At 63.2% G+C, this 26995-nt stretch carries 30 protein-coding genes; 16 read left to right on the top strand and 14 right to left on the bottom strand.

Going from position 1 to position 26995, the window contains the following annotated elements:
- Positions 1-84 precede the first annotated feature (84 nt).
- Positions 85-825 (top strand): DUF72 domain-containing protein, encoded by a 741-nt coding sequence (locus tag K426_RS18480; RefSeq protein WP_066560287.1) that lies wholly within the window; start codon positions 85-87, stop codon positions 823-825.
- A 314-nt stretch (positions 826-1139) separates the two neighbouring features.
- Here the strand turns inward: K426_RS18480 and K426_RS18475 are convergent, their stop codons facing one another.
- Entirely contained in the window at positions 1140-1325 is a 186-nt protein-coding gene (locus K426_RS18475) for a PspC domain-containing protein (protein WP_066560285.1), read from the bottom strand.
- Positions 1326-1650: 325 nt separating this feature from the next.
- Here K426_RS18475 and K426_RS18465 point away from each other — a divergent pair, with 325 nt between their 5' ends.
- Together K426_RS18465 and K426_RS18460 are read left to right on the top strand one after the other, a co-directional pair.
- The gene (locus tag K426_RS18465) at positions 1651-2037 is read left to right on the top strand and encodes a gamma-glutamylcyclotransferase family protein (RefSeq protein WP_066562002.1); all 387 of its coding nucleotides are present in this window, start codon (positions 1651-1653) and stop codon (positions 2035-2037) included.
- A gap of 73 nt (positions 2038-2110) precedes the next feature.
- On the top strand, positions 2111-3001 hold the full coding sequence (locus tag K426_RS18460; protein WP_176392353.1) for a dienelactone hydrolase family protein: 891 nt from the start codon (positions 2111-2113) through the stop codon (positions 2999-3001).
- Between the two features lie 33 nt (positions 3002-3034).
- Here K426_RS18460 and K426_RS18455 read toward each other — a convergent pair whose 3' ends face one another.
- On the bottom strand, positions 3035-3571 hold the full coding sequence (locus tag K426_RS18455; protein WP_443018226.1) for a peroxiredoxin: 537 nt from the start codon (positions 3569-3571) through the stop codon (positions 3035-3037).
- Positions 3572-3582: 11 nt separating this feature from the next.
- Positions 3583-3963 (bottom strand): VOC family protein, encoded by a 381-nt coding sequence (locus K426_RS18450; protein WP_066560257.1) that lies wholly within the window; start codon positions 3961-3963, stop codon positions 3583-3585.
- 54 nt (positions 3964-4017) lie between these two features.
- On the opposite strand from K426_RS18450, the gene K426_RS18445 reads away from it, so the two are divergent.
- The 4 genes from K426_RS18445 to K426_RS18430 all read left to right on the top strand — a co-directional run bounded on the left by K426_RS18445 (position 4018) and on the right by K426_RS18430 (position 7048).
- Positions 4018-4542 carry a hypothetical protein gene (locus K426_RS18445; protein WP_237229840.1) on the top strand — a complete coding sequence of 175 codons (525 nt, stop codon included), beginning with the start codon at positions 4018-4020 and terminating at the stop codon, positions 4540-4542.
- Positions 4543-4582: 40 nt separating this feature from the next.
- On the top strand, positions 4583-5653 hold the full coding sequence (gene recF / locus K426_RS18440) for a DNA replication/repair protein RecF (RefSeq protein ID WP_066560250.1): 1071 nt from the start codon (positions 4583-4585) through the stop codon (positions 5651-5653).
- Between the two features lie 109 nt (positions 5654-5762).
- Positions 5763-6293 (top strand): CHAP domain-containing protein, encoded by a 531-nt coding sequence (locus K426_RS18435; protein WP_066560247.1) that lies wholly within the window; start codon positions 5763-5765, stop codon positions 6291-6293.
- An 83-nt stretch (positions 6294-6376) separates the two neighbouring features.
- Entirely contained in the window at positions 6377-7048 is a 672-nt protein-coding gene (locus K426_RS18430) for a CHAP domain-containing protein (protein ID WP_066560246.1), read from the top strand.
- A gap of 178 nt (positions 7049-7226) precedes the next feature.
- Here the strand turns inward: K426_RS18430 and K426_RS18425 are convergent, their stop codons facing one another.
- The 7 genes from K426_RS18425 to K426_RS18395 all read right to left on the bottom strand — a co-directional run bounded on the left by K426_RS18425 (position 7227) and on the right by K426_RS18395 (position 12076).
- Complete coding sequence (locus K426_RS18425) at positions 7227-7502, bottom strand: DUF3297 family protein (RefSeq protein ID WP_066560244.1); 276 nt, start codon at positions 7500-7502, stop codon at positions 7227-7229.
- Positions 7503-7535: 33 nt separating this feature from the next.
- A complete protein-coding gene (locus K426_RS18420; RefSeq protein ID WP_066560236.1) occupies positions 7536-8393 on the bottom strand; it encodes a S1 family peptidase in 858 nt (285 codons plus the stop codon).
- Positions 8394-8396: 3 nt separating this feature from the next.
- On the bottom strand, positions 8397-8819 hold the full coding sequence (locus K426_RS18415; RefSeq protein ID WP_066560233.1) for a DUF350 domain-containing protein: 423 nt from the start codon (positions 8817-8819) through the stop codon (positions 8397-8399).
- Between the two features lie 76 nt (positions 8820-8895).
- Entirely contained in the window at positions 8896-9228 is a 333-nt protein-coding gene (locus K426_RS18410; RefSeq protein WP_066560231.1) for a hypothetical protein, read from the bottom strand.
- A 109-nt stretch (positions 9229-9337) separates the two neighbouring features.
- Positions 9338-10579, bottom strand: coding sequence for an SAM-dependent methyltransferase (locus K426_RS18405; RefSeq protein WP_066560229.1), 1242 nt, complete (start codon positions 10577-10579; stop codon positions 9338-9340).
- Positions 10580-10610: 31 nt separating this feature from the next.
- Positions 10611-11363, bottom strand: a complete 753-nt coding sequence (locus tag K426_RS18400) for a molybdopterin-binding protein (protein ID WP_066560227.1) — start codon at positions 11361-11363, stop codon at positions 10611-10613.
- Complete coding sequence (locus K426_RS18395; protein ID WP_066560225.1) at positions 11360-12076, bottom strand: cytochrome b/b6 domain-containing protein; 717 nt, start codon at positions 12074-12076, stop codon at positions 11360-11362. The genes K426_RS18400 and K426_RS18395 overlap by 4 nt, the downstream gene beginning before the upstream one ends.
- A 292-nt stretch (positions 12077-12368) precedes the next feature.
- Between K426_RS18395 and K426_RS18390 the strand changes: the two genes are divergently transcribed.
- The gene (locus tag K426_RS18390) at positions 12369-12875 is read left to right on the top strand and encodes a porin family protein (protein WP_066561998.1); all 507 of its coding nucleotides are present in this window, start codon (positions 12369-12371) and stop codon (positions 12873-12875) included.
- Positions 12876-13183: 308 nt separating this feature from the next.
- Positions 13184-13696, top strand: coding sequence for an outer membrane protein (locus tag K426_RS18385; RefSeq protein WP_066560223.1), 513 nt, complete (start codon positions 13184-13186; stop codon positions 13694-13696).
- Positions 13697-13749: 53 nt separating this feature from the next.
- Here the strand turns inward: K426_RS18385 and K426_RS18380 are convergent, their stop codons facing one another.
- From K426_RS18380 to K426_RS18370, 3 genes are all read right to left on the bottom strand, one after another.
- Positions 13750-14175, bottom strand: coding sequence for a hypothetical protein (locus K426_RS18380; RefSeq protein ID WP_066560220.1), 426 nt, complete (start codon positions 14173-14175; stop codon positions 13750-13752).
- 108 nt (positions 14176-14283) lie between these two features.
- Entirely contained in the window at positions 14284-15543 is a 1260-nt protein-coding gene (gene rlmN / locus K426_RS18375) for a 23S rRNA (adenine(2503)-C(2))-methyltransferase RlmN (protein ID WP_066561996.1), read from the bottom strand.
- Between the two features lie 47 nt (positions 15544-15590).
- Positions 15591-16034, bottom strand: coding sequence for a hypothetical protein (locus K426_RS18370; RefSeq protein ID WP_206377378.1), 444 nt, complete (start codon positions 16032-16034; stop codon positions 15591-15593).
- Positions 16035-16239: 205 nt separating this feature from the next.
- On the opposite strand from K426_RS18370, the gene dnaN reads away from it, so the two are divergent.
- The 7 genes from dnaN to K426_RS18335 all read left to right on the top strand — a co-directional run bounded on the left by dnaN (position 16240) and on the right by K426_RS18335 (position 26370).
- Positions 16240-17352: a DNA polymerase III subunit beta gene (gene dnaN, locus K426_RS18365; RefSeq protein WP_066561992.1), complete on the top strand. Its 1113-nt coding sequence runs from the start codon at positions 16240-16242 to the stop codon at positions 17350-17352.
- 176 nt (positions 17353-17528) lie between these two features.
- Complete coding sequence (locus tag K426_RS18360) at positions 17529-20138, top strand: EAL domain-containing protein (protein ID WP_066560218.1); 2610 nt, start codon at positions 17529-17531, stop codon at positions 20136-20138.
- A 193-nt stretch (positions 20139-20331) separates the two neighbouring features.
- Positions 20332-21921 carry a bifunctional phosphoribosylaminoimidazolecarboxamide formyltransferase/IMP cyclohydrolase gene (gene purH, locus K426_RS18355; RefSeq protein ID WP_066560216.1) on the top strand — a complete coding sequence of 530 codons (1590 nt, stop codon included), beginning with the start codon at positions 20332-20334 and terminating at the stop codon, positions 21919-21921.
- A gap of 186 nt (positions 21922-22107) precedes the next feature.
- Complete coding sequence (locus K426_RS18350) at positions 22108-22449, top strand: UrcA family protein (protein WP_066560213.1); 342 nt, start codon at positions 22108-22110, stop codon at positions 22447-22449.
- Positions 22450-22590: 141 nt separating this feature from the next.
- Positions 22591-24117: an NAD(P)/FAD-dependent oxidoreductase gene (locus tag K426_RS18345; protein ID WP_066560211.1), complete on the top strand. Its 1527-nt coding sequence runs from the start codon at positions 22591-22593 to the stop codon at positions 24115-24117.
- A 5-nt stretch (positions 24118-24122) separates the two neighbouring features.
- The gene (locus K426_RS18340) at positions 24123-24542 is read left to right on the top strand and encodes a GtrA family protein (protein WP_066560210.1); all 420 of its coding nucleotides are present in this window, start codon (positions 24123-24125) and stop codon (positions 24540-24542) included.
- Positions 24520-26370 (top strand): hypothetical protein, encoded by a 1851-nt coding sequence (locus K426_RS18335; protein ID WP_066560209.1) that lies wholly within the window; start codon positions 24520-24522, stop codon positions 26368-26370. The genes K426_RS18340 and K426_RS18335 overlap by 23 nt, the downstream gene beginning before the upstream one ends.
- Here the strand turns inward: K426_RS18335 and msrB are convergent.
- Positions 26328-26804: a peptide-methionine (R)-S-oxide reductase MsrB gene (msrB, locus tag K426_RS18330; protein ID WP_066560206.1), complete on the bottom strand. Its 477-nt coding sequence runs from the start codon at positions 26802-26804 to the stop codon at positions 26328-26330. The genes K426_RS18335 and msrB overlap by 43 nt on opposite strands.
- Between the last annotated feature and the right edge of the window lie 191 nt (positions 26805-26995).

Raw genomic sequence — 26995 nt, 5'->3', positions numbered from 1 at the left:
TCTTCTTACATGCCTGCTTGTAGAAGAAGGCGATGGCATGAATCATCTTTGCCGATCAGGATGCGCGGCAAAGGAGAGCGCAGGATGAGCGGAAAGATCAGGGTCGGGATCGGCGGTTGGGTCTTCGAACCATGGCGTGGCACCTTCTATCCCGAAGGGCTGCGGCAGAAGGACGAGCTTGCCTATGTGGGCGAGCATCTGACCGCTACCGAGATCAACGCCACCTATTACAGCACGCAAAAGCCCGCGACCTTCGCCAATTGGGCCAGGGCAGTGCCCGACGGTTTCCAGTTCGCGGTCAAGGCGTCGCGCTTCTGCACCAATCGCCGGGTGCTGGCCGAGGCGGGCGATTCCATTGCGAAATTCGTCAATCAGGGGCTGGTCGAACTGGGCGACCGGCTAGGGCCGATCCTGTGGCAGTTCATGCCGACCAAGACATTCGATGCGGAGGATTTCGGCGCTTTCCTCAAGCTGTTGCCCGCGAAGGTCGATGGCGTGCCGCTGCGTCATGCGCTGGAGGTGCGGCACGAAAGCTTTGACGATCCGGCCTTTTTCGATCTGGCGCATGCGGCGGGTGCAGCGGTCGTCTACGCCGATCATCCGGAATATCCGGCGTTGCGCGGCCAGGATGCCGGCTTTTCCTATGCCCGGCTGATGCGCACGCGGGAGGAAGAGCCGGCCGGCTATTCGCCCGAGGAAATCGAGCGCTGGGCCGATGGGGCGCGGGCGCAGGCCGCGAAGGGCGACGTCTATGCCTTTTTCATCAGCGGTGCGAAGGTGCGGGCGCCAGCGGCGGCGCAAACGATGATTGTGACTTTGGAGTAACAGCGACTGTTGCATTTGCTGCAACTGCGAAATCGTCCTTTGCGATTGTTACAATTTCGTGCCGGGGGCATAGGCCTGCTTGCCCTAGCGGCAATGATAAAACAAAAACTTGCAGGACGAACGATATGCGACATACGGTTCAGGGCGTTGCCCTCATGGTTGCGGTTGGCGCACAGATGCTGACCTTCTATTCGGTGCTGTTTGCCTGAGCGCGACATGGCCCGATCTATACCGTCATTGACGGACATCAAATGAGCCGCCCCGGATAAATCCATGGGCGGCTCTTTCATTATGGTTATTCTGGCCGATCCTGGTCAGCCCTCCGCCAGCCAGCCTGCCAGCAGATAGGCGACAACGCCGACCGGACCGAGGGCGCATAGCGTCAGCAGCACAACCGCAATGCGGATCAGTGTGACATCCAGGCCGGTGCGGTGGGAAAGACCGGCGCACACGCCCATGATCTTTCCGTTGCGGCGGTCGAGGGTGAAGCTGTTGTTCATGAATCTGGCCTTCTTGTATCTATACTATGGGATCAGGCGATCGGCGTGACCGGGATGGCGGCGCTGATGAAAAGTCCGGCGACCAGCAGCGCGCTGGTAAGGGCGAAAGCGGCGTTCTGAAGCTTGGCGAACATGATATACTCCCTGAAAATAGGCGGGCCGGACCATCCGGCCATGATGCCGGGAAGATTGCAGGAGCCGTGCCAATTTCCATTCAGCCCGCAATTTCGGGGCTTTTTGCGAGCCTTGCGCCATTTCATGGCGAAAAAATTTCTGTAAATTGGGCTAATTTCCTGCAAATGGGGAATATTTTCAGGAGATGTTTCTGAGCGAGCCGCTGCTCTTCGTCTACGGCACGCTGCGCCCCGGCTTTGACGATCCGATGGCGGAATGGCTTGGAAAAGTGGCGCGCCATGCTGGCCGGGCTGTGGCGCGAGGCAGACTCTATCGCGTGGCCAGCTATCCTGCCTTCGTGCCGGGAGGATCGGATGAGGTGTCAGGCGACCTGTTCGCGCTGGCCGATCCTGCGGCGAGCCTTGCCGTCCTCGACGACTATGAGGAATGCGCCAGTCATTTTCCCGAGCCGCATGAATATCGCCGCGAACGGCTGACCGTCCGGGGCGAAAATGGCCCGGTGGAGGCTTGGACCTATATCTACAATTGGGAGGTCAGCGCGCTGGAGCGGATCGAGAGCGGCGATTTCCTTGCCTGAGAAGGACTTGCGCCAGGCGCGGGCGCGATTAGGCTCCCCGGCCATGGCTTGAGGAGAGATGCGCGTGACCGATATGCAGGATCAGCCCGAACGTTTGCCGGAAGACCGCAACTGGATCGGCTCGACGGGGTTCGATCGGCGCAAGCTGTTGGCGGGCGGGGCGTTCGCCGCTGGTTTCGCCGCTGCCTGCCGCCCCATTTCGAGCAGCGCCGTCCAGACCCCCGGCGACGGGCTGAAGGAGGAACGGGTGTCGATCAAGTCGAGCGACGGTTTCGCCATGCCCGCCTTTGTCGCCCGTCCTGCCGCCGCCAAGGCCGCGCCGATCATCGTCGTCGTGCATGAGATTTTCGGCGTGCATGAATGGATTCGCGACATCTGCCGCCGCTGTGCCAAGGCGGGTTACTACGCCATCGCGCCCGACCTGTTCGCGCGCCATGGCGATGCGACCAAGGTGGCGGATTTCAAGCAACTGATCGCCACCATCGTGTCCAAGGCGTCTGACGCGCAGGTGCTGAAGGATATCGACGCGACCTATGGCTGGGCGGGCAGCCATGGCGGCGACGGCAGGCGGCGCGGCATCACCGGCTTCTGCTGGGGCGGGCGGGTCGTGTGGCTCTATGCCGCCCACAGCGCGCAACTGGATGCAGGTGTCGCTTTCTATGGCCGCCTGATCAGCGAGAAGACCGAATTGCAGCCCCTGAACGTCATCGAGCAGGTGAGCGCGCTCAAGGCTCCGGTACTTGGTCAATATGGCGCGTTGGACAAGGGCATCCCGGTCGCGGATGTCGAAAAGATGCAGGCCGCGCTGAAAATCGCGGGCAAGTCGCCGCCCGACGCGATCACCGTCTATCCCGGCGCCGACCATGGCTTCATGGCGGACTATCGCCCCAGCTACAATGAAGCCGCCGCCAAGGCCGCCTGGGAGGCGACGCTTGGCTGGTTCGGCAAATATGTGAAAAAATAAGAATCATTCGGCTTAGGCTGAGCCGAATGATTCTTATTTCTGCTTCATCGCCTCTACGGCGGCCAGCGTGCTCTTCACATGGCCGGCATAGTTCATCTCGCTATGGACGAAGGCGATGCGGCCGGTGGGCGCGATGACATAGGAGGTGCGGTCGGTCATGCCCGGTCGCATCTTCAACGCCACGTCATAGCCCGACACGATGTTCGGCCCGGCCGACGCCACCGCGAACTTGCCCGCGCATTCCTTGGTGGAGAAGGCGACCAGATCGTCCACCGGATCGGCCGACATGCCGATCACCGTCGCGCCCGCCTTCTTGAAATCCTCGATATGCTCCGCGAACTCCCGCGCCTCGGCGGAGCAGCCCGGCGTGAACGCCTTGGGGAAGAAATAAAGCACCACAGGCCCGCGCTTCAACTGGTGCGACAGCGTCAGGGTGAAGGTCTTGCCCGCCAGCGCGCCGCGGGTGGTGAAGTCGGGCGCCTTGGCCCCTACGGCCAGCGCCGCCACGGCTCCCTGAGCACCCACCGCCACAGCGGCAAGAGCAAGGGCGATCTTCACGCTTTTCATCATCGGCTTCTTCTTCATAGCGGCGGCTCCCACAATTCGATGGCATTGCCTTCGGGATCATGGATGCGGGCGAAGCGGCCCACCTCCGGATGATCCCATTCGGCCCTGGTGATGACTGCAACGTTCGCGGCGCGCAAGTCCGCCAGCATCCCGTCCAGATCGGACACGCGGAAATTGATCATGAACGCCTTGTCGGCGGCGAAATAGTCGCTGTCGGCGGGGAAGGGGGCGAAGACCATCGGTCCGCCCTGCGCCGTCCACGTGTGGATGTTGGGCGCGACCTGCGGATCGGCCGAACAGCCCGCGCCTACGCCCAGATGCGCGCGATACCAGCCGGCAAGCGCCTCCGGATCGCGGGCGCGAAAGAAAAATCCACCCATTCCCAGCACGGCCATGGCATATCTCCCTTGTCGAGCAGGAGTATAGCAGGAATGAATCGAGAGTGCGCGATGGCCGGAACCCATTGGCGAAAGGGCGGTTTCTCTCCCATGCGCGTGATGATTCTCCTGCCGTTGATCGTCCTTGCGGCCTGTGGCGACAAGCAAAGCGACCAGTCCGGCATCGCCACCAACATCGTGGACGAGGCGATGAACAACGTCCGCGAAGTGCCGCAGGGCGAGAACGGCATCCAGACCGTCGAACCGGCGCCGGACATTTCGCCCCCGTCGGGGCCGGTTGGCGCGACCATCCCCGCCAGCATTCAGGGGCGCTGGGCCGGTCTTGACGAAAGTTGCGCCGACCGCGCGACCGAGATGGAACTGACGATCACGCCCACCAGCCTTGTCTTTCTGGAAAGCGAAGGCAAGGCGACCGGCGTGTCACACGGCCCGGATGGCCGAATCCGCATCGATGCGGCCTTTACCGGAGAAGGGCAGAGCTGGAACAGGAAGCTGGAGCTGCGTCCTTCGGCGGGTGGTCGCGAATTGACGGTGATCGATGACGGCAGGGCGGTGACGCGCAAGCGGTGTAGCTGAACCGCTTCCCCATTGCCGCCGGTGTCGCTAGAGCGAGCCGATGATCGGCCGTCTTACCTTGAGCGATTTCCGCAACCATGCGGATGCGCTGATCATGCCCGATCACAGCTTCATCGTGCTGACCGGCGACAATGGCGCGGGCAAGACCAATATATTGGAAGCCGTGTCGATGCTGGCCCCCGGCCGCGGTTTGCGCGGCGCGGCCCTGCGCGACATGGTGCGGCAGGACGGGGGAGGCGGCTTCGGCATAGCGGCGGAAGTGGACGGCGTGATGCTGGGAACCGGCGTGCTCGCCTCCGCTCCCGACCGGCGGCAGGTGCGGATCGGCGGCATCTCCTCCTCCGCCAATGCGCTGGCGGATCATCTCTCCATCGTCTGGCTCACGCCCGCCATGGACCGGCTGTTCATGGATAGTCCCGGCGGGCGGCGGCGCTTTCTCGACCGGCTGACGCTGGCGCTCCATCCCGGCCATGCCGCGCACAGCGCCCGTTATGAAGCGGCGATGCGGGCCCGCAACCGGCTGCTGAACGATCTGTCCGCTGCCGACCCTTCCTGGTTGAGCGCGCTCGAAGCGCAGATGGACGAGCATGGCATGGCCCTTGCCGCCGCCCGCGCCGATCTGGTTTCGCGCCTCGGCGCGGTATTGGAGGATCGGCCCGACCATCCCTTCGCCCGCCCGCTGCTGGCGATCGAAGGGGAGGAGGATGGCGATGAACCCTTGGCAATTCGCCTTGCTCGCGAACGCCGCCGCGATGCCGCCGCCGGGCGCACCTTGTCCGGTCCGCACCGGCAGGATCTGGCCGTGACCCACGCTGCGAAGGGGCAGGCCGCCGCGCTTTGTTCGACCGGCGAGCAAAAGGCGCTGCTGCTCTCGATCCTGCTCGGCCATGCCGCGCTGGTCACGGCCCATCGCGGCCAGCCGCCGGTGCTGCTGCTCGACGAAGTGGCGGCGCATCTCGACCCGTCGCGACGAGCTGCGCTGTTCGACCGGCTGCGCGAAACCGGCGGTCAGGTCTGGATGACCGGAACGGAAGACAGTCTTTTCAACGATTTGCCTGTCGCGAGCCGGTTTTGCGTAACGGCGGGGCGGGTCTTTCGTTCCGCAGGTTGACGCACCGCAACAACGACTCGTCGCTGGCTGCTTTTCAACTCGTCCGGCGTCTGCCCTAAGAACCTCCACGGGGCTAAGTCGTTAAAAACAAGTCGGGGGTCGCATTTCTATGATCGGTGGTTTTCGCGCTTTTGTCGCAGCGGCAACGCTCGCGCTCTGCGCCCTGATCACGACCCCGGCCGCTGCGGGCACGCTCCAGTGCGCGCCTTTCGCCCGTCAGGTTTCCGGTATCGAACTGTACGGCAACGCCAACACCTGGTGGGGCCAGGCCGAGGGCCGCTATGATCGTGGCCATGAGCCGCGCGTCGGCGCCGTCCTCGCCTTCGCCGCCAGCCGTTCCATGCCGGTCGGCCATGTCGCCATGGTCAGCAAGGTGATCAGCGATCGCGAAGTGCTGCTGACCCACGCCAACTGGTCCTATCGCGGCGGTATCGAGCGCAATGTCCGCGCTGTCGACGTGTCGCCCAATAATGACTGGACCGATGTGCGTGTCTGGTACGGCCCGACCGGCGATCTGGGCCTGCGTCCCAACCCCGCCAAGGGCTTCATCTACGCGCATAAGGCGAGCGACGTCCCCGTGCAGATCGCCATGGCCGATCGCGCAACTACCGGCAGCGACTCTGCCCGTGGTGCTTTCTGACATTTTAACCAGTTCCTAAGGGCTGTCGCCTAGTCTGATCGGCGGTGGGGCGATGCTGGGACTGGGGTCGCATGAAATTGGGAATGATGCGCTGGGCGGCCTTGCTGCTGGCCAGTCTGACGACGACGCCTGTGCTGGGCGCGACGGTGCTGCAATGCGTGCCCTATGCGCGCATCGTGTCCGGCGTGCAGATTTATGGCGACGCGTTGACCTGGTGGGATCAGGCGGAAAATCACTATAGGCGCGGCCATATGCCCCGCAAGGGCGCGGTGCTGGCCTTTCGTCCCATGGGGCCGATGGTGCTGGGCCATGTCGCCGTGGTCAGCAGGGTGCTGGACGACCGGCGCGTGCTGATCCGGCATGCCAACTGGTCCGTGCCCGGCGCGATCGAGGAAGATGTGCTGGCGATCGACGTGTCTGAGGAGGGCGACTGGAGTGAGGTGCGCGTCTGGCACAGCCCGACCAACCAGATGGGTGCGCGCAGCAATCCGACCTTCGGTTTCATCTATCCCGACAAGCCGCAATTGCGCGAGTTCCGGCCTGATCCGGCGCTGGGCGACAGCCTGCGCTTCGCCAGCATGACGATCGCCAAGGACGATCCGGCGCAGGATGCCGCTCCGTCGCGTAAATCTCTTGCCAGCCAGCCGCGCCTGGCGCTGGACCTGCACGCTATCCGCTATGCCGATGCGACGCCCTCGGCCCGTTCGCTGCGCGATATCATCGCGGACGTGAAGCGCGACGCGGCGTTGCGGTGAGGTGTGACGAATCTCTTGAAATCAACCTGTTCCTGCGAAGGCAGGAATCCAGTTCAAAATGTTGCGATTCCAGGAAAGGGTAGGACTGGGTTCCTGCCTTCGCAGGAACACGGCTTAAAAAAAAGGCGCTGCCTCACCCAGGAGGCAGCGCTCTTCTTTGTTCACCTCAGACGAAAACTTATTCCGCCTTGTCTGCCGCTTCCTCAGCGCCCTCGGCAGGGTTCTCGAACCACGCCTCCACCGGCCCGGACAGTTTGATCGTCAGCGGCTGGCCGTGACGGTCGCGGGTCTTGCCCGCCGCGACGCGAATCCAGCCTTCGGAAATGCTATATTCCTCGACATCGTTGCGCACACGGTCCTTGAACTTGATGCCGATGCCGCGCTGGAGCACGTCGATGTCGAAAAAGGGGCTTTTCGGGTTGGTGGAAAGGCGGTCGGGGGGCGTATCGCTCATGATGGTCCAAATCCTGTCAATCTGGCGCGCGACCTAGCCCTTTGGCCGCCCCGCCGTCAACTGTCCCGGTCCATCGTCGACATCGCAGAAGATGCGCCGGATCACCCCCTGCGCCAGCCAGGATTCGAAGCGCGCCTGCGCATCGGCCAGGTCCAGAAAGGGATAGGCGACGGGCCGGTCGCCCACCGCCCGGCTGGCGACGACCAGCCGCATCATCGCATCGGGCGCGGTGGTCAATATGCGTCCACGCCGGTCGGTGGCGGCGCTGTTGACGCCGACGACATGGCCGTCCTCGGCAAAGACCGGCCCGCCGCTGATGCCCGACAGCGTGCCGTCGCCCATCGGAATGCGTCCATGTTCGGCCCAGGCAAGCACGGGCTGCGTCTCCTCCCCGGTGCCGCGCCGGGCGCGGGCGGCGCCGATCAGCTCGGATATGACCAGCGTCGGCTGTCCGCCCGGAAAGCCCATATGATAGCCGACCGATCCCGGCGGCGGCATCCGGTCCGACAGCGGCAGGGCATGGTCGCTCGCCACGCCGCCGCGCACCAGCGCTGCGTCCGCTTCCCGGCTTTCGACCAGCCGCGATACGGGCCGGGCAAAGCCGCCCTGCTCTATGCCGACGCGGGTGCAGCCATGGGTGACATGCTCGGCCGTCAGCCAGGCGCCGCCGCGATCGACGGCAAAGGTCGTCCCCATGCTGTCGGCGGGCGCTTCGGCCCGTTCCTCGATCACGAAGCTTTCGTCGCTCCACTGCGGCATGGGGCGGCGGGGCGAGCGGGGGTCGAACGCCTCGACATGGAGAGGCGTCGGCTTGGTGACCTCGCTGATCCACAGCAGCGCGAGGATGATGCCGAGCATGCCGGGCAGACAGCCTAGGCGCCGCCCTGCCACGGCTCAGCTCGCGACCGCGCCGGCGGTGAGGCAGGCGATCGCGACCTTCATCATGGCCAGGAAGATGGCGGCGGATCGCTCGTCCGCCTCGATCCGGGTCGATAGCGAGCCCAGCAGGAAATCGACGACCCGAAAGGCGATGAGTTGCAAGATCAGCGTCACGCTGCCCCAGATCATGATATCCCAGACATTGACCGATCCGGCGAGGCAGAAGCCCAGCGGCACGGCGAGTCCGAGTGCCGCTCCGCCGAGCGAAATCCCCGCCGCCTGATTGCCGGCACGGATCAGCGCGAATTCGTCATGCGGGGTGATCCACATATAGAGCGCCAGCGCCGCCAGCCAGGCCAGCGTGGCGGAGGCCAGGTGCAGCAGGAAAATGGGCAGGCCCGATAGCAGGCTCTGAATGACGGGCATCGGATCGGTCATGGCGTCAAGATGACGCAAGCCGCTCCCCGACGCAATAAATCCTCCCCATCGCAAGACGGGGAGGATTTTATCGATCTCAGTTGCAGACCCGCACCTTCACGCGCCGGTCGCGATAGTGATTATAGCGCCACTCGGTCCAGCAGCGCTGGCGATAATGGCCGCGCCAGTAACGCCGGTCGCCCCGCCAATGACGGCGGTCATCATCCCGCCAATCGCGCCGACCATCCCAGCGCCGGTCATCCCAACGCCGATCATCCCAACGCCGGTCGTCATAGCGATCGCCGCGATAACCGTCCCGATAGCCATAATCATAGCCGCCATAATATTGCGCCTGTGCAGGGGCTGCGCTCACACCCATGGCGGTGATCGCCAAGCCCAGGGCCGCCGCGCCCTTCCACAAGATATTCATGTCCGTCTCTCCTCAACATGCACACCCGTCGCCGGGGTCATGAAGGAAAGATGCACCGGCCTGACTGAACCGTCCGGGAACGGCGCCGTCAGCCAATATTCATGGTCAATCAGCGGCCTCTAAGAGCGCTTTCCGCCTCCAGCATATAATCGCGTGTAATGGGCAGGCTGCGGCGGTCGCGGACATATTGGACCTGATAATTCACCATGCCGCCATGCTCGAAAACGGTGGCCGCGCCTGCCAGATAGAAGGTCCAGAGGCGAAAGAAACGCTCGTCATAGAGCGCGACGATGTCCGCCTTGTGCGCCAGCGTCCGCTTGTACCATTCGCGGATGGTAAGGCCGTAGTGGATGCGCAGCACCTCCACATCCGTGACCATCAGCCGCGTGCCCTCGCTGCCCTGAATCATCTCCGACAGGGCGGGGATATAGCCGCCGGGGAAGATATATTTCTGGGTGAAGGCGTCGGTGATGCCCGGCCCGTCGACCCGCCCGATGGTGTGGATCAGCATCACCCCGTCCGGCGTCAGCAGTTCGCGGCATTTATTATAGAAAGTGCGGTAATCCTTGGTCCCGACATGTTCGAACATGCCGACCGACACGATCCGGTCGAACGGCCCATCCATGTCGCGATAGTCGATCAGTTCGAAGCGCACATGGTCGGCCACGCCCGCATCCTGCGCCCGTTGCCGCGCGATCTTGAGCTGCTCTTCCGACAAGGTGATGCCGGTCACGTCCACCCCGCAGGTGCGATGCAGATAAAGCGCCATGCCGCCCCAGCCGCAGCCTATATCCAGCACCTTCATGCCCGGCTTCAAATGCAGCTTGGCGGCGATATGCGCCTTCTTGTCCTCCTGCGCCTGTTCCAGGCTGATGCCCGTCTCATTGCCGGCATCGGGGAAATAGGCGCAGCTATATTGCCGGTCGCGGTCGAGGAAGAGGGCATAGAGCGCGCCCGACAGATCATAATGATGGGCGACATTGGCCTTGGACCGCGCCCGGTGGTTGGCGGCCCACAGCTTGCGCCGGATCGTCTTGAAACCACGCTTGACCGAACCGAGATCGCTGATCGACTTGCCGGTTTCCCAGGCATTGTTCATGCGGATGAGCGAGATCAGTTCCATGATCCCGCCGCCCTCGATCGACACGCGCCCGTCGATGAAGGCTTCGGCCATGCCCAGCCGCGGATCCTTGATGATGTCGAAGGGCACCCGCGCATCGTGGAATTTCAGCGCCAGCGACGGAAAGCCCGGTTCGGGCGACCCGACCGTGATCTTTCTGCCGTCATGATAGTAGATGCTGAGCTGGCCCCGCGTGACCAGCCGCTTGATGACGCGATCGAACAATTTCATGGGGCTACCCTGTCAGGTCGTTCCGCCCGCGTCAAATGCCGGCATACCAATCATAGCCGGCATGGTCTTCCCAGAAGCCGCCCTTGCCCCTGCCGATGCCGTCCAACGACGCAACCGCCTCAATCTGCATCAAATATTTCGCCTGCTTGTAGCCCAATTGCCGTTCCACCCGCAGCCTGAGCGGCGCGCCATTGGCGACGCGCAAAGGCTGGTCGTTGAGCGCGAAAGCGAGGATGGTCTGCGGGTGGAAGGCGTCCATCAGATCGATGCTTTCATAATAGCCGCGCCCGCCGCCCATATCGTCGGCGCAGTGAAAGACGATGTAGCGCGCGCCTTCCCGTAGTCGTGCCGCTTCAAGGATCGGCTTCAACGGCACGCCGCGCCATTTGCCGATGGCGCTCCATCCCTCGACACAGTCATGCCGCGTGATCTGCTCGCGATGGGGAAGGGCATGGAGGTCAGCTAGCGACAGGGATAGGGGCCGCGCGACCAGCCCGCCGACCCGCAATCGCCAGTCGGCAAAGCCGCTGCGCCATAGCGCCCTATATTCGGGCGTATTGGGGTTGGCGGTGCCGTTGGGCCGGAAGAAGGGGGAGATCTGGTCCGGGCGAAATTCATGGGCCAGCGCGTCGCGGGCCATCAGACTGCGCTGCGCCCATTTATGGAAATTCTCGGCAGAAAACAACGCTTCCCGTACCGTCTCGTTGCTTGCCAGCCGGTCGCAGCCCGCCAGCGTCGCGGCGGCGCCCAGGACCAACGCCCGGCGGCTCAGGATCAGGCTCATCGCCGCGCCTCCGGCAGCCGGTAGCGCCCGCTGATCATCGACCGAATCTCGTTTAGCGGCCCCGCCAGCAGCACCATCAACATATGCACCAGGAAGAAGGCCGCCAGGGCGAAGGCGGCGATGAAGTGGATCGATCGCGCCGACTGCCTTCCGCCGAACAGTTCGACCAGCCAGGGCCAGGCCGCGTTCATGCCGGGCGACATGGTGAGCCCCGTCAGGATGATGAGCGGCAGCGCGACGAAGATCACGCCGATATAGCTTGCCTTCTGCAACACATTGTAGCGCAGCGCCGCTTCCCCCGTAGGAAAGCGCAGCCGGGCATGATCCCTGATGTCCTGCCAGACATGGCGGGGCGCCAGTTCCCCGCGCCGGAAGGCGAGGTCGCGCGCCAGATGCCGCCCGAACAGGCTCCAGAGCATGTAGAAGAGCAGCGCAAAGGCGAAGATCGGCGCGGCGGTCAGGTGCCAGTGCCGCGACATCGCCAGATTATAATGAGCGGGCAGGGTGATCCAGCCGCCGAAGCGCTCCAGCGTCAGCCAGGGGTGGTCGAAATTCGCGCCATATTGCCCCCAATAGAGCCGGGGATGCGCGTTGAAGATGCCCAACCCGCTGGTGAACAGCACATAGAGCAGCGCCGCGTTCAGCCAATGCCACAGACGCGTCGGCAAGCTGTGGCGCAGCACCAGTTTCGGATCGGACAAGGCGCTATCCATAGGCGACTGTTACCCTTTTGCACCAGCGGCGTCAAAAAGGATGGCGATGCTGCGCGCATGAATTCTTTTTCATGATTCCGTTCATGTGGGAGCCAGATTCCGGGTCCATAAGCGCCGCTGCCGGGACCAAGTAACGCTTCCGGATTTTGAAGTTCGCATGGATGGATTCCATCATATTTCAAGAGGGATAAGATCGAAAATATTTTACAGATCAGTCCTTTTTAAAAACTGATTGAAGCCATAGATAATCCCTGCCCGGTTCAGGGTATCAGATAAGCCAATGAGGAATATCATGAAGACTGCGATTCTCGCAGCTATTGCTGCTGTCACTGTTTCTGTTCCCGCTTTTGCTCAGGATACTGCACCTTTTACTGGTCCTCGGGCTGGCATTACCTTGGGCTATGACAAGGTCCAGGGCAGCGACGGTTTCAGCTATGGCGTGTCGACCGGCTATGACCTGGCCGTCACCCCGCGCATCACTTTTGGTCCGGAAGTGTCCCTGAGCGAGTCCACCGCTGAGTTCGGCGGCGTCGATGCCAGCCGCGATCTCGCCGCTTCGGTGCGCCTCGGCTATGTCGTGACCCCGCAGGTGCTGGCGTTCGGCAAGGTCGGCTATGCCAACAGCCGCTTCGAAATCCCCGGCGATCACCAGACGCTGGAAGGCGTGCGCTATGGCGGCGGCCTGGAATATTCGGTGACGCCGCGCACCTATATTTCGGCTGAATATCAGCGCACCGAATATGAAGATAATTTCGGTGGCCGTGACGCTGGCGTGGTCGGCGTCGGTTTCCGTTTCTGACCTAATGTCCATTATGGACGAAAAGGGGCGGTTCCGTCGGGGCCGCCCTATTTTCATGCAAAGTCAGACTGTTGCGAAAAAGCATCACACATTTGTAAAGTTCATATCCAACTTGCAACAATGACGATCACGTTACATATGCGCGCCGTCAGCGACACACATCGCTGCGTGCAGGACGGGAGGATAAGCCGAATAAAAATCGGTGTTCCAAATGGCGATGAAATAATCAAGTGCAACGCCATCCCGTAAAAAGAACAAAACGCCTGTCCAGTTCATGGACTGTGCGTTTCTCGTAATATGAGGATTTTATGAAGACTGTGATTTTCGCAGCCCTTGCTGCTGCCGCTGTTTCTGCTCCCGCTTTCGCTCAGGATGCTGCGCCCTTCACCGGTCCGCGCGCTGGCGTGACGCTGGGCTATGACAAGCTGGGCGGCGAAGACGGCTTCGCTTACGGCGTGTCGACCGGCTATGATCTGGCCGTCGCTCCGCGCATCACCTTCGGCCCGGAAGTGTCGCTCAATGACACCACCGTCGGCGCCGGCGGCACGGAAATCAGCCGTGACCTCGCCGCTTCGGTCCGTCTCGGCTATGTCGTGACCCCGCGCATCCTGGCGTTCGGCAAGGTCGGCTATGCCAACACCCGCATCGAAGTATCGAACAGCAACGCTGGCGGTTCGTTCGAAGGCGTGCGTTACGGTGGCGGCGCGGAATTCGCGGTGACCGGCAACACCTACATCTCGGCTGAATATCAGCGCAGCGAGTATGAAGATGGCATCGGCGGCCGTGACGCTGGCGTCGTCGGCATCGGCTTCCGTTTCTAATCCCTCTCGGATAGAACAGGGGAAGGGCGGTCCCAGCCGGGGCCGCCCTTTTTCTATGCCCAGGGCAGGGGCTTGAGGTCCGGCTCCACCCACGTCCGCCGCGCCTCCACCGACATCAGCCGCTCGCGCGACCAATAGGCAAACAGCCAGTCCTTGTCGGCCATGGGCGAGTTCATCAGCGCCGCAAAGGCCTCGCCCGGCGTCACGCCTTCCAGCAAGCCCGCCAGGATCGCTCGCGCCGCGCTCAGCGACGCCTGCGTGATCGTCTCATGATAGCCCGACATGTCGTTGTTCACGCCGCCCACGCTCTCATTATAGGCCGCGATCATCCCCGGCATGTCGCGCTCAGGCATGACATCCGGCCGCCGCAGTATCAGCCATAAGGCCGTCGAGAAATGGGCCATATGGGTCCACTCCTCCTTGGGCAGCGTCCGCGCACAAAAGCCCGTCGCGATCCGTTCAATCTCTTCGTCCGTCATAATTCCATCCTTCTCATGCCGCCCGGACGAAACTCACAAGAAAAACCCCGCCGTTCCGGGCGGGGTTTCCGTCTCGCGCCATGAGAGGCGCGGATCATCAGCCCCGCTCTATCCGAGCGCGGCTTGCTTCTCCGCGGCGAGCCGATCCAGCTCGGCCCGGCTCTTCTTCTCCGAAGCGGATTTGAGCTGCCCGCAGGCGGCCATGATGTCCCGCCCGCGCGGCGTGCGCACCGGCGCGCTGATTCCGCCTTCGAACACGATGCTGCTGAAAGCGCGAATCCGCTCGGGCGTCGAGCATTCATAGTCCGTGCCCGGCCAGGGATTGAACGGGATCAGATTGACCTTGGCGGGCAGCTTATACTGGCGGAGCAGCCGGACCAGCTCACGCGCATCGTCATCGCTGTCATTCTTGTCCTTGATCATCACATATTCGAAGGTGATGCGCCGCGCATTGTTCGCGTTCGGATAGTCGGCGCAGGCCTGCAACAACTGCTCGATGCCATATTTCTTGTTGAGCGGCACCAGCTCGTCGCGCACATCCTTGGTCACGGCATGGAGCGATACGGCCAGGGTCACGCCGATCTCCTCGCCTGCCCGCGCCATCATCGGCACCACGCCGGAGGTGGAGAGGGTAATCCGCCGCTTCGAAAGCGCTAGCCCATCGCCATCCATCACGACCTTCAGCGCGTCGCGCACATGGTCGAAATTATAGAGCGGCTCGCCCATGCCCATCATCACGATGTTGGTCAGCATCCGTCCGTCCGGCGAATATTGCGACGCGTCGTCCGCCTCATCGTCATTGGCCGAGGCCATGCTCCCCTTGGGCCATTCGCCCAGCGCATCGCGGGCCAGCATGACCTGACCCACGATCTCGCCCGGCGTCAGGTTCCGGACCAGCCGCATCGTGCCGGTATGGCAGAAACGGCAGTTGAGCGTACACCCCACCTGGCTGGAAACGCAGAGCGTCCCCCGGTCCGCGTCCGGGATGAACACCATCTCATAATCCTGCCCATCGTCCGACCGCAGCAGCCATTTGCGCGTGCCGTCGCTCGATACCTGCGCCTCGACCACCTGCGGACGGCCGACGACGAAGCGCTCCGCCATCCAGCCGCGCATCGGCTTGGCGAGGTCGGTCATCGCGTCGAAATCCGTTTCACCGCGATGATAGAGCCAGTGGAAAAGCTGCTTGGAGCGCAGCTTCGCCTGCTTCTGATCGAGCCCGGCTTCTTCCAGCGCGCCCTTCATCTGGGGGCGCGACAGCCCCGTCAGGTCGACGCGCCCATCCTCGCGAGGTGTCACCGCACGAGGTACGGGCACAGGATCGATAAGGCCGGGAATCGGCATCAAGGGGTTGGCGGCTGTCTGCATGGCCGCGCCCATAGCCGATTTTCGCGCATTTTTAAAGCGGCGCGTTTCTAGCGCAACCGCGCGCACCCCAGCGCTGCCGCATCGATCGCCGTAGCCGCCCCGCGCAGCGCATAGGTGTCGGCAAAACCCCGCCCACGCGCATCCCGCGTCTGCACGCTCATGCTCGTCGCGGAGCGCATCGCCGCGATGATCGCCGCGTCTGCCCGCGCATCGGGCGCCCAGGCGTCGACTTGCCCCGCCACCAGCGTAAAACGCCGGTCGCCTACATTCAAAATCACCGCAGCCTCATCTGCCCGCATCCGGCTCAAGCGAAAATGCACCTGACCGCGCACGCGCTGGCGCGGCCAGCTCCCGACCGCGGCAAAGCCCTCCGACTTCGCCGTCACCGGCATGGCTATGGCATAGCAGCGCGGGCTGGCCGTATCGCGGAACGCGCCCCAGGCATCGAAAACGCCCAATGAATCGCGCGCCTCAGCCGTCACGCCAAGCATCAACAGGGGAAGGGCGAGGGCGGCCAAGCGTTTCACATCCCCCGCAAAGCCTATGCTGTTCCCTTTTGCAACCCCGGTCGAAACGAAAGGCGCACCGAACGCTTGCCCAAGCCGCAACAGCGGCTATGAAGGATCATCCATCATTGTCGCCCGGATTCGACTGAGTTCGGGCTTTGCGCAGAAAAGAAACGGACAGAACAGGGACATGAAGGCCACCATCGAACGCGCAACGCTGCTCAAGAGCCTCAGCCACGTCCAGTCGGTGGTCGAGCGGCGCAACACGATTCCGATCCTGTCCAACGTGCTGATCGAAGCATCGGCGGATGGCGCGATCAAGCTGATGGCGACCGACCTCGACCTCCAGATCGTCGAAAGCGTTTCGGCGCAGGTGGAACAGCCTGGCGCGACCACCATTTCCGCCCACACCTTGTTCGACATCGCCCGCAAGCTGCCCGAAGGGTCGCAGGTGTCGCTCCAGGCGGCCGAGGGCAAGATGCTGATCCAGGCGGGCCGCGCCCGCTTCAACCTGTCGACCCTGCCGCGCGACGATTTCCCGGTGATCGCGGAAGGCGACCTGCCGACCAGCTTCGAACTGCCGGCCGAGACGCTGAAGCAGATCATCGACAAGACGCGCTTCGCCATCTCGACCGAAGAGACGCGCTATTACCTCAACGGCATTTATTTCCATGTTTCGGATGACGGCCAGCCGGTGCTGAAGGCCGCCGCCACCGACGGCCATCGCCTCGCCCGCGTCACCGTGCCGCGTCCCGATGGCGCCGACGGCATGCCGGGCATCATCATACCCCGCAAGTGCATCGGTGAACTCCGCAAGCTGCTCGACGAGGTCGAAGGCTCGGTCCAGATTTCGCTGTCCGCCAGCAAGATCCGCTTTGGCCTTGGTAGCGCGATCCTGACCAGCAAGCTGATCGACGGCACCTTCCCCGATTACAGTCGCGTCATTCCGACCGCCAACGACAAGCTGCTCAAGATCGACCCGCGCAGCTTCGAGGAAGGCGTGGACCGCGTCGCCACCATCGCCACCGAAAAGACCCGTGCGGTCAAGATGACGCTGGACCGCGACAAGATCACGCTCTCCGTCACCAGCCCTGAAAACGGCACGGCGGCGGAAGAAGTTCCTGGCGCCTTCCAGGGCGAGGGTTTCGACATCGGCTTCAACGCTCGCTATCTGCTCGACATATTGGGCCAGATCGACAGCGATCTGGTCGAGCTGCATTTGGCCGACGCCGCCGCGCCGACGCTGATCCGCGAGGACGACCGCAGCCCGGCGCTTTACGTGCTGATGCCGATGCGCGTCTGAGGGTTTGGCTGCGATCGGGCATTGATAACATGGTCATCCCAGCGTTCGCTGGGATGACGGATTTGCGAGAGCCCCTCTCCACCTTCCCACCCGCCTTCGGTTGACCTTGCTCTGAAGGATCGGTCTGCCGCCAAGCGGGTAAGTTTCTTTCAATCTCTTCCCGTTACGCAGGAAATATGACTTCCTTGCGGACGAATCTGGCGGAACTGCAATCGCGGCGAACCGACCTCGTCGCGGCCCTCGGCTTGGCCGAGAGCGGGGCGTCGGTCGACGCTTCGTGGATTTCCGGCACCTTCGTCCATATCGCCCGGCTCTGGCCGCTGGTCCTGCTGGGCAAACTGTGCATCACCGCCCTGCTGCATGTCCCCTTTTACGAAGCGGACAATATCGGCCATGCCGTCGCCCTGTCCGCCATGCTGCTGGTGGATGGCGTCGCGATCGTGGCCCCCCGCGGCGCGCGCTTTCAGCGCCTGCGGCCGCATCACCAGAAATGGCTGATGCTGCCCATGGTGCTGCTCTCGGGCCTGAGCTTCAGCCTGATGCTGGGGCCATCGCTGATCGTGGGCGCGCTATCCCGCAACCTGGCGGCGGAAATGGCGGTCGCGCTGATGGCGGTGTCGATCTTCGGTGACCGGCGCTTGCTGGGGGTCAGCTATTTTTGCGGCCTGCTGATCGCCTCCGTCCTGCATCGGGGGGATTTCGCGCAGATCGGCCTGTTGATCAGTTGCATCGCGGTGATGCTCATCGCCGCGCTGCGTCAGGCGAATGCCGACATGAATCGCGCCATCGCCTTCCATCAGCGCGACTTGCGCGCCCAGCGATCCGATCGGTTGCTGCACGAATATGAACAATCGGGCCGCGGCTGGTTCTGGGAAACCGATCGCCATGGCTGCATCGCCTATATTTCCGATACGCTGGTCCGCACGCTCGACCTAAGCAATGAGGCGCTGATCGGCCGTCCGATCACGGAGATCATCCGCCCCGGCGACCGGCAGGACGGCGATGGCGAGCGCACATTGGGTTTCCATCTGTCGGCGCGCACCGGCTTTGCCGAAATTCCGGTCCGTGCCGCCATGACGAAGGATGAACGCTGGTGGTCGATCTCCGGCCAGCCGGTGTTCAACGAATTCGGCCAGTTCCACGGCTTCCGGGGCAGCGGCACCGACCTCACCGAAATGCGCCGCAGCCAGGCGGAGGTGACGCGGCTCGCCCAATATGACTCGCTGACCGGGCTTGCCAACCGGGTGCAGATGATGCGCTCGCTGGAGCAGGCGGTCGCGGGCAAGAAGGGGCAACCCCGGGACTGCACGCTGATGATGCTGGACCTCGACCGGTTCAAGATCGTCAACGACACGCTCGGTCATCCGGCGGGCGACGCGCTGTTGCGCCAGGTGAGCGAGCGCATCCGGCGCGTGGTCGGGGACAAGGGGCTGGTCGGCCGTCAGGGCGGCGACGAATTCAAGATTCTGCTGCCTAGCCGGCCCGACAAGATCACGCTGGATCATCTGGCGCGGGCGATCATCACCGACGTGTCCCAACCCTATACGATAGGGAATACGGCGGTCGTCATCGGCGTGTCGATCGGCATTTCCTTCTGCCCGCAGGACGGCGTCACCGCAGAGGAATTGATCCGCAACGCCGATCTGGCGCTCTATGCGGCCAAGGGCGACGGGCGCGGCGTTTACCGCTTCTATTCGCCGGAAATGCACGCCGATGCGGAGGATCGCCGCCAGTTGGAGGAGGATCTGCGCAAGGCGCTGGTCGAAAACAGCCTGCATCTCGTCTACCAGCCTGTCGTCTGCTCCAGGACCGAGCAGATCACCGGCTATGAAGCGTTGTTGCGCTGGCAGCATCCGGTGCGCGGCGCGATTTCGCCCACCCTGTTCGTGCCGATCGCGGAGGAAAGCGGCCTGATCGGCCCGATCGGTGAATGGGTGCTTCGCACCGCCTGCCGGGATGCGGCGCAATGGACCGATGGCGTGCGGGTGGCGGTCAACGTCTCCCCGATCCAGTTCGCCAATCCGGGCCTGCCTTCGATCGTGATGAATGCACTCGCGGCCTCGGGCCTGGCGCCCCAGCGGCTGGAACTGGAGATCACCGAAAGCGTGTTCCTGAACGATGATGACGGCACGGATTCGATGTTTTCGCGGCTGAAGGGCATTGGCGTGCGCCTGGCGCTGGACGATTTCGGCACCGGCTATTCCTCGCTCGGCTATTTGAAGAAAGCGCCGTTCGACAAGATCAAGATCGACCAGAGTTTCGTGCGTGGCGCCGCGATCAAGGGCAGCCCCAACAGCGCGATCATCAAGGCGATCGTCAGCCTGGCCGAGGCGCTGGGCATGGACACCACGGCGGAAGGCGCGGAGACGCAGGACGAGCTCGCTTTGATCCGCAATCTGGGGTGCAGCCATATTCAGGGCTATGTCTATGGCCGCCCGGTGCCCGCGGCGGATGTACTGGTCCAGCAGCACCGCCATGGCGGTGCTGCGATGCTTCAGGGATTCCAATCGAGCCGGCCGGAACGCAAGACCATGTTGCGCACGGTCGCCGTGCATCATGACGGCCATGTCTATACCGGGCGTATCCGCAACATCTCCTCCACCGGCGCGCAGTTGGAGGGTTTGTGGGACGTGCCGGAAGGCACGCTGTTCGCGATCGATCTTGGCGACAACCAGACCGTCAACGCCATTGCCCGTTGGTCGAAGGAGGATCGGCTGGGGGTGGAGTTCACCCAGTCGATCAACCTGGCTGGCCTGCGCGCGGCGCCCCGGTCGCTGGCGTCTTAAGGACAGTGGAGGCGGATTACAGTGGAGACGAATTCTGGCCATTGCCTCGACCGTCGAACAAAAAACGGCCCATTTCCGTAGCTCTATCGAGCCGCCTGTCTCACCCAAATCCTACAAGCTTGCCGCAAGGTCCAAGCGGGATTAGAGGGCTGCGGCAAGCCTGAGCGGCACCCGAACAGCAGGAAGCACCTTCATGTCAGACGTCACCATCAAACGCGCCCTCCTTTCTGTGTCGGACAAGTCCGGCCTCATCGAACTGGGGCAGGCGCTGGGCAAGCATGGCGTCGAACTGGTGTCGACCGGCGGAACCGCCAAGGCGCTGCGCGACGCGGGCCTTGCCGTGAAGGATATTTCCGACCTCACCGGCTTCCCGGAAATGATGGACGGCCGCGTCAAGACGCTGCACCCCAAGGTCCATGGCGGCCTGCTCGCCGTGCGGGGCAATCCCGAGCATGTCGCTTCGATGGACGAGCATGCAATCGGGGCGATCGACCTCGTCGTCGTCAACCTCTATCCTTTCGCCGCCACCGTTGCAAAAGGGGCAGAGCGTGAGGAGATCATCGAGAATATCGACATTGGCGGCCCGTCCATGGTCCGTTCCGCCGCGAAGAATCATGAAAGCGTGGCGATCGTCACCGATCCCGCCGACTATGCCCGCCTGATCGCGGAAATGGAGGAGAAGGGCGGCGCGACCAGCTATGATTTCCGCCGCATGCTTGCGGCCAAGGCTTATGCCGCCACCGCCGCCTATGACTCGATGATCGCGAGCTGGTTCGCCTTTGCCGATCAGGGCGTGCAGTTCCCCGAAAGCCTCTCCATGTCGAGCAAGCTCGGCTCGACCCTGCGCTATGGCGAAAACCCGCATCAGTCGGCCGCGCTTTATCTGCCCGTCGGTCCTTCCGCGAACGGCATCGCCCAGGCGAAGCAGATCCAGGGCAAGGAACTGAGCTACAATAATTATAACGACGCCGACGCCGCGCTGGAGCTGGTGAGCGAATTTCGCGACGGCCCGCCAACCGTGGTCATCGTCAAGCACGCCAATCCCTGTGGCGTCGCCACCGGCGACACGCTGATCGAAGCCTATGAAGCCGCGCTCGCCTGCGACAGCGTGTCTGCCTTTGGCGGCATCATCGCCGTCAACCGCCCGCTCGACGGCCCGACCGCCGAGGCGATCAGCGGCATCTTCACCGAAGTCGTCGCCGCGCCTGACGCGGACGAGGACGCCAAGGCGATCTTTGCCAAGAAGAAGAATCTCCGCCTGCTGCTGACCGGTGAACTGCCCGATCCGGCGCGTACTGGCCTTCAGATCAAGAGCATCGCTGGCGGCCTTTTGGTGCAGGGCCGCGACAATGGCCGCATCACCCGCGACATGCTGAAAGTCGTCACTAGGCGCGCCCCGACCGAACAGGAACTCACCGACTGCCTGTTCGCCTGGACCGTTGCCAAGCATGTGAAGTCCAACGCCATCGTCTATGCCAAGGGCAACAGCACCGCCGGCATTGGCGCGGGTCAGATGAACCGCCTCGAATCCGCGCGCATCGCCGCCTGGAAGGCCAGGGACGCCGCCGAAAAGGCAGGCTGGAGCGAAGCCCACACCATCGGCTCTGCGGTCGCCTCCGATGCTTTCTTCCCCTTTGCCGACGGCCTGCTGACGGCGGTCGAGGCGGGCGCGACGGCAGTGATCCAGCCGGGCGGGTCCATCCGCGACGAGGAAGTGATCGCGGCAGCCGACGAAGCGGGTCTTGCCATGGTCTTCACCGGCATGCGCCACTTCCGCCATTGATCATGAAATGATGCGGATGCGAAAGGGCGCCTAATCCTTTCGCATCCGCAAAAATAACGGTTTTCAGCCACTTTTTGCCAAGTGGCCCCTTTTCATGTGCCTGCACGAAGCCTATCTGATTCGGGACCCTTCTCCCACGTCAGGCGTAGGGCGAACTCTATAAAAAAGTTCGACAGGAGATACAGGATGACCAGAAAGACGTTGGTGGCGTTGACCGCCGCGATAACCCTTGCCCTGCCCGCTGCAAACGCCTTCGCTGGCATCAATGACATGGATGTGGTGGTCGACGGCCGCACAGGGATGGAAACGCGCAGCATCACCGTGTCGATGGCCGATCTCAACCTCGCCAGCACCCATGGCGCGCGCATGGCCGATTCCCGGATCACCAAGGCCGCCAAGAAGGTGTGCGGCTGGATGAACGGATCGATCCTGCCAGCCACCCCGGACTATCGGGCTTGCTTCGGTGAAGCCCTGGACGGCGCCCGCACGGACCTCAACACGTTGATCCAGGCCCAGCGTCAGGGCTGATCCGCCTTTAGGAAAAGGGACGACGCCGACGGACATATATCCGTCGGCGTTGCCTTATCTTGCATTGTTACCGGCTATTAACTACTCCTTAGAAGATTTCCTTCACCTAATTTGGTCAAGGATTTCATCGGGGGGCCTTAGATGCCGCAGAACGACCACAATGTGGATGTCGCCATTATTGGCGCAGGTCCGGCCGGCCTTACTGCCGCTTATCTCTTAACCAAAAAGGGCTATTCGGTCCGGGTCATCGAAAAAGACCCCATCTATGTCGGCGGCATCAGCCGGACCGTCGAAATGAACGGCTTCCGGTTCGACATTGGCGGCCATCGCTTCTTTTCCAAGTCGAAGGAGGTCGTCGACCTCTGGAACGAGATTCTGCCCGACGATTTTATCCAGCGCCCCCGGATGAGCCGGATCTATTATGAGGGCAAATTCTACAGCTACCCGCTGCGCGCCTTCGAAGCGCTCGGCAATCTGGGCATCTGGCGCTCGACCCTCTGCATGGCGAGCTTCGCCAAGGCGAAGCTGTTCCCCAATCGCAATATCCGCTCCTTTCAGGACTGGACCGTCAACGCCTTCGGCCACAAGCTGTTCTCGATCTTCTTCAAGACCTATACGGAGAAGGTCTGGGGCATGCCTTGCGACGAGATGTCGGCGGACTGGGCGGCGCAGCGCATCAAGGGGCTGTCGCTCTGGGGTGCGGTCGTGGACGGCCTCAAGCGTTCGCTTGGCCTCAACAAGAAGCCCAATGACGGCATGGCGACCAAGACCCTGCTGGAAAGCTTCCGCTATCCGCGCCTTGGCCCCGGCATGATGTGGGAAGCGGCGCGCGACTTCGTGGTGGCAGGCGGCAATCAGGTGCTGATGGCCCATAGCCTGGACCAATTGTCGCAGGATCAGGCCAGCGGCCGCTGGCGCATGGTGGCGCAGGGACCGGATGGCGAAGTCGTCATCAATGCCGCCCATGTCATCAGTTCAGCGCCGATGCGCGAGCTGGCCGGTCGCATCCATCCGCTGCCCGCCACGCTGGGCCATGCGATGGAACTGAAATATCGCGACTTCCTGACCGTCGCGCTGATGGTGAAGGGCGAGGATATCTTCCCCGACAACTGGATCTACATCCACGACAGCAAGGTCAAGGTCGGCCGCATCCAGAATTTCCGGAGCTGGTCGCCCGAAATGGTGCCCGATCCTGACCTCGCCTGCGTGGGCCTGGAATATTTCTGCTTCGAGGGCGACGGCCTCTGGTCGTCGAGCGACGCCGATCTGATCGAGCTGGCGAAGAGGGAAATGGCGATCCTGGGCCTGTGTAATCCCGGCGACGTCGTCGGCGGCACGGTGGTGCGGCAGGAAAAGGCCTATCCGGTCTATGACGACAGCTATGCCGACAATGTGCTGGCCATGCGGACCGAATTGCAGCGGCTTTACCCCACGTTGCATCTGGTCGGCCGCAACGGCATGCATCGCTACAACAACCAGGATCATGCGATGATGACGGCGATGCTGACCGTCCGCAATATCGAGGCGGGCGAACAGCTTTACGACATCTGGGCAGTCAATGAAGACGCCGAATATCATGAGGCAGGCGAGGAAGGGCAGGACGCCGCCGGGGAGCGCGCAGCCCTGACAAGCGAACGGCTGGTGCCCAATCGATTGAAGGCGGCCTGATCCCCATGCCCCAATTGGTGCGCAGCCTGGCCGGACCGTTGAACGCCATCATCGGCCGCTTCACTTTCACGCGCTATCTTATGGCCAGCATCTGCGCTCTGTCGGGGGACTTCGCGCTGTTCATGATGCTGAACCATTTGGGCCTGCCGCCCGCCATCGCCGCCCTTGGCGGCTATTCGGGCGGGTTGGTCCTGCATTGGCTGATCAGCGTCCATTTCGTCTTCGAAATGCAGCAACCGGCCACCCATGCCCAACGCATCGCCTTCATCGCCAGCGCCCTGATCGGCATGGCGATCACCATGGCGTCGGTAGGCGGTTTGAGCAGCCTGGGCGTCGCCCCCGCGATAGCCAAGCTGATGGCGGTTCCGGTCAGCTTCCTGTCCGTCTATGCGATCCGGAAATATGGCATCTTTGCCCGCGCCTGATTCCATCTCCCTTCCTGCAAGACCCTCGATCGCCCGCTGGCAGATCGGGGCAGGGGTTTTGCTGGCATGGCTCCTATGCTGTGCCGTCATGCTCTGGCTGTTTCGCAGCGGCCTGACCACGCCTGAATTCCGCGATCCCGACGACGCCATGCGGTTGCAGCAGGTCCGCGACTGGCTGCACGGGCAGGGTTTCTGGGATGTCAGTCAGCACCGCGTCAATCCGCCAATGGGTGGGCCGATGCATTGGTCGCGCATCGTCGACATGCCGATTGCGGCGCTGATCCTTTTGCTGCGCCCGCTGCTGGGCGCCGTGCAGGCCGAAATCGCCGCCTGCGTGCTGGTGCCCTTGCTGTTGCTGGGCGGTCTGACGGGCACGCTGTTCCTGGCGGCCAAACGCGCCACCGATAGCGGCATCATCGCCTTGCTTGCGGTGGCCCTGCTCCTGACGACGCCGACCATATTGGTCCAGTTCACCCCGTTCCGGATCGACCATCATGGGTGGCAGATCTGGATGTCGGCCATCGCCTTGTGCGGAACGCTGGACAGGCATCGCCTCAGAGGCGGCGTCACGGCGGGACTGGCGCTGGCGATCTGGCTCCAGATTTCCAGCGAGGCCTTGCCCTATGCCGCGCTGTTCGCCGGCATCTTCGCCCTGCGGAGCTGGTTCGACCGGCGGGAGGTTGCGCGGATCGCCGCCTTTGCCGTCACGCTGGGCGGCAGCGCGCTGGCCCTGCTGCTGGTGCTGCGCGGTCCTCAAGCACCGCTGATCCGGCAATGCGACAGCCTATCGGCGGCCTATGTCTGGTCGCTACTGGCTTTCGCGCTGGCGACGCCTCTGGCCTTGCGCCTTTTCGGCACGAATACGGTCCAGCGCCGCTTCATGGCGACCGGGGCCGGGGGGATCGCCGCGACTGGCATGTTCCTGCTGAGCGGAGGATCATGCATTGCCGGCGACCCTTTCAAGGCGCTCGGCCCGGTCGCCTATCGCTTATGGTATCTGCAAGTGAAGGAAGGCCGCCCGGTCTGGGAGCAAGGCCCAATGATGGCCGGGATCATCCTTCTGCCGGCGGTGATGGGCCTCATCAGCACGATCGTCGCAGCCAGGGCCGCCAAGGAGCGGGAGGCGCGGGAACGCTGGATCGTCATCGCGCTGCTGCTCAGCGGGGCATTGGCGGTCGCGATCCTCGTGCTGCGCGCCATGTCGGTGGCGCATGTCCTGGCGCTGCCCGGCATCGCCTGGCTGCTGCTGGCGCTATTTCGCCATATCCAGACCTGGACGAACGCGGTGGCGAGAATATTGGTGACGGCGGGCGTCGCCATATTGTTCACCCCGGCGGGCCTGTGCGGCGCCTGGATATTGATTGCCAGCGGCGCAGCGTCAAAGCAGCAGCCCGAAACCGTCAATTGCCGGAATTCGGCCATGTTGGCGCCCCTGCGCGCCTTGCCGCGATCGGTCCTCTTCGCACCGCTCGATCTGGGCCCCGACATCCTCGTGCGGACCGGGCATAGCGTGATCGGCACGGCCCATCACCGCAATGCGGCCGGCATCACCGCGGTCATCGACGGTTTCACCGCTCCGCCCGAAAAGGCTCTGGCGATCATCATGCGCCTGAACGGCGGAAAGGGCGCCGATTATCTGCTGATCTGCAACGAGATGAACGAAATCAAGCATTATCGCGCGGACTTCCCGCACAGCCTGGCCGCGGCCTTGGCGCGCAACAAGCCCCCGCGCTGGTTGCGGCCGATCCCCACCAAGGGGCCGCTCCGCATCTACAAGGTCATCGCTCAGCCCGGCACGAAGGCCAGCGCGACGCCGTTCATGCAATAACGCTTGCCGGTGGGCTTGGGCCCGTCGTCGAAGACATGGCCCAGATGCCCGCCGCATTGGGCGCAATGCACCTCTGTTCGGGGGTAACCAAGTTCGAAATCGCGTGACGTGCCGACCGCGCGCGGCAGAGGTGCCCAGAAGCTGGGCCAGCCGGTGCCGCTATCGAACTTGGTCTTAGAACTGAACAGCCGCTGCCCACAACCGGCGCAGGTGAAGGTGCCCGAGCGATGCTCCTTGTTGATCGGGCTGGTGAAGGGATATTCGGTCGAACGCTCGCGCAGCACCTGATAGGCGAGCGGGCTCAGCCGTTTGCGCCATTCCGCATCGCTGAGCGCGAAGGGATAGGCGGCGTCGGCCCTTCCCAGCCCCGTCTGCCAGAGGACGAGCATCGTGGCGGCACAACCGCCCATTCCCAGAAATCGCCGCCGATCCATGAACCGTGTCTTAGGCCGTAAACTCATGAATGTCGCGCTCGAGGCGCCAAAATGGCGAACATATCGGGCCGAAATGCGCGCGGCGAAGGTTGGACACCTTTGCAAGCGCATTTCGGTTCGAGATGGAAGCCATTTTGGCGTCCTGCGGATTTGACCAAAAAGGCCCATCCCGGCGTCGAGAGGGCTTGAAA

This window comes from Sphingobium sp. TKS (genome assembly GCF_001563265.1).
In the GTDB taxonomy this organism is placed as follows: Bacteria; Pseudomonadota; Alphaproteobacteria; order Sphingomonadales; family Sphingomonadaceae; genus Sphingobium.
The sequence above is the reverse complement of the archived record's forward strand: the minus strand, read 5'-3'. Positions and strand labels throughout refer to the sequence as shown.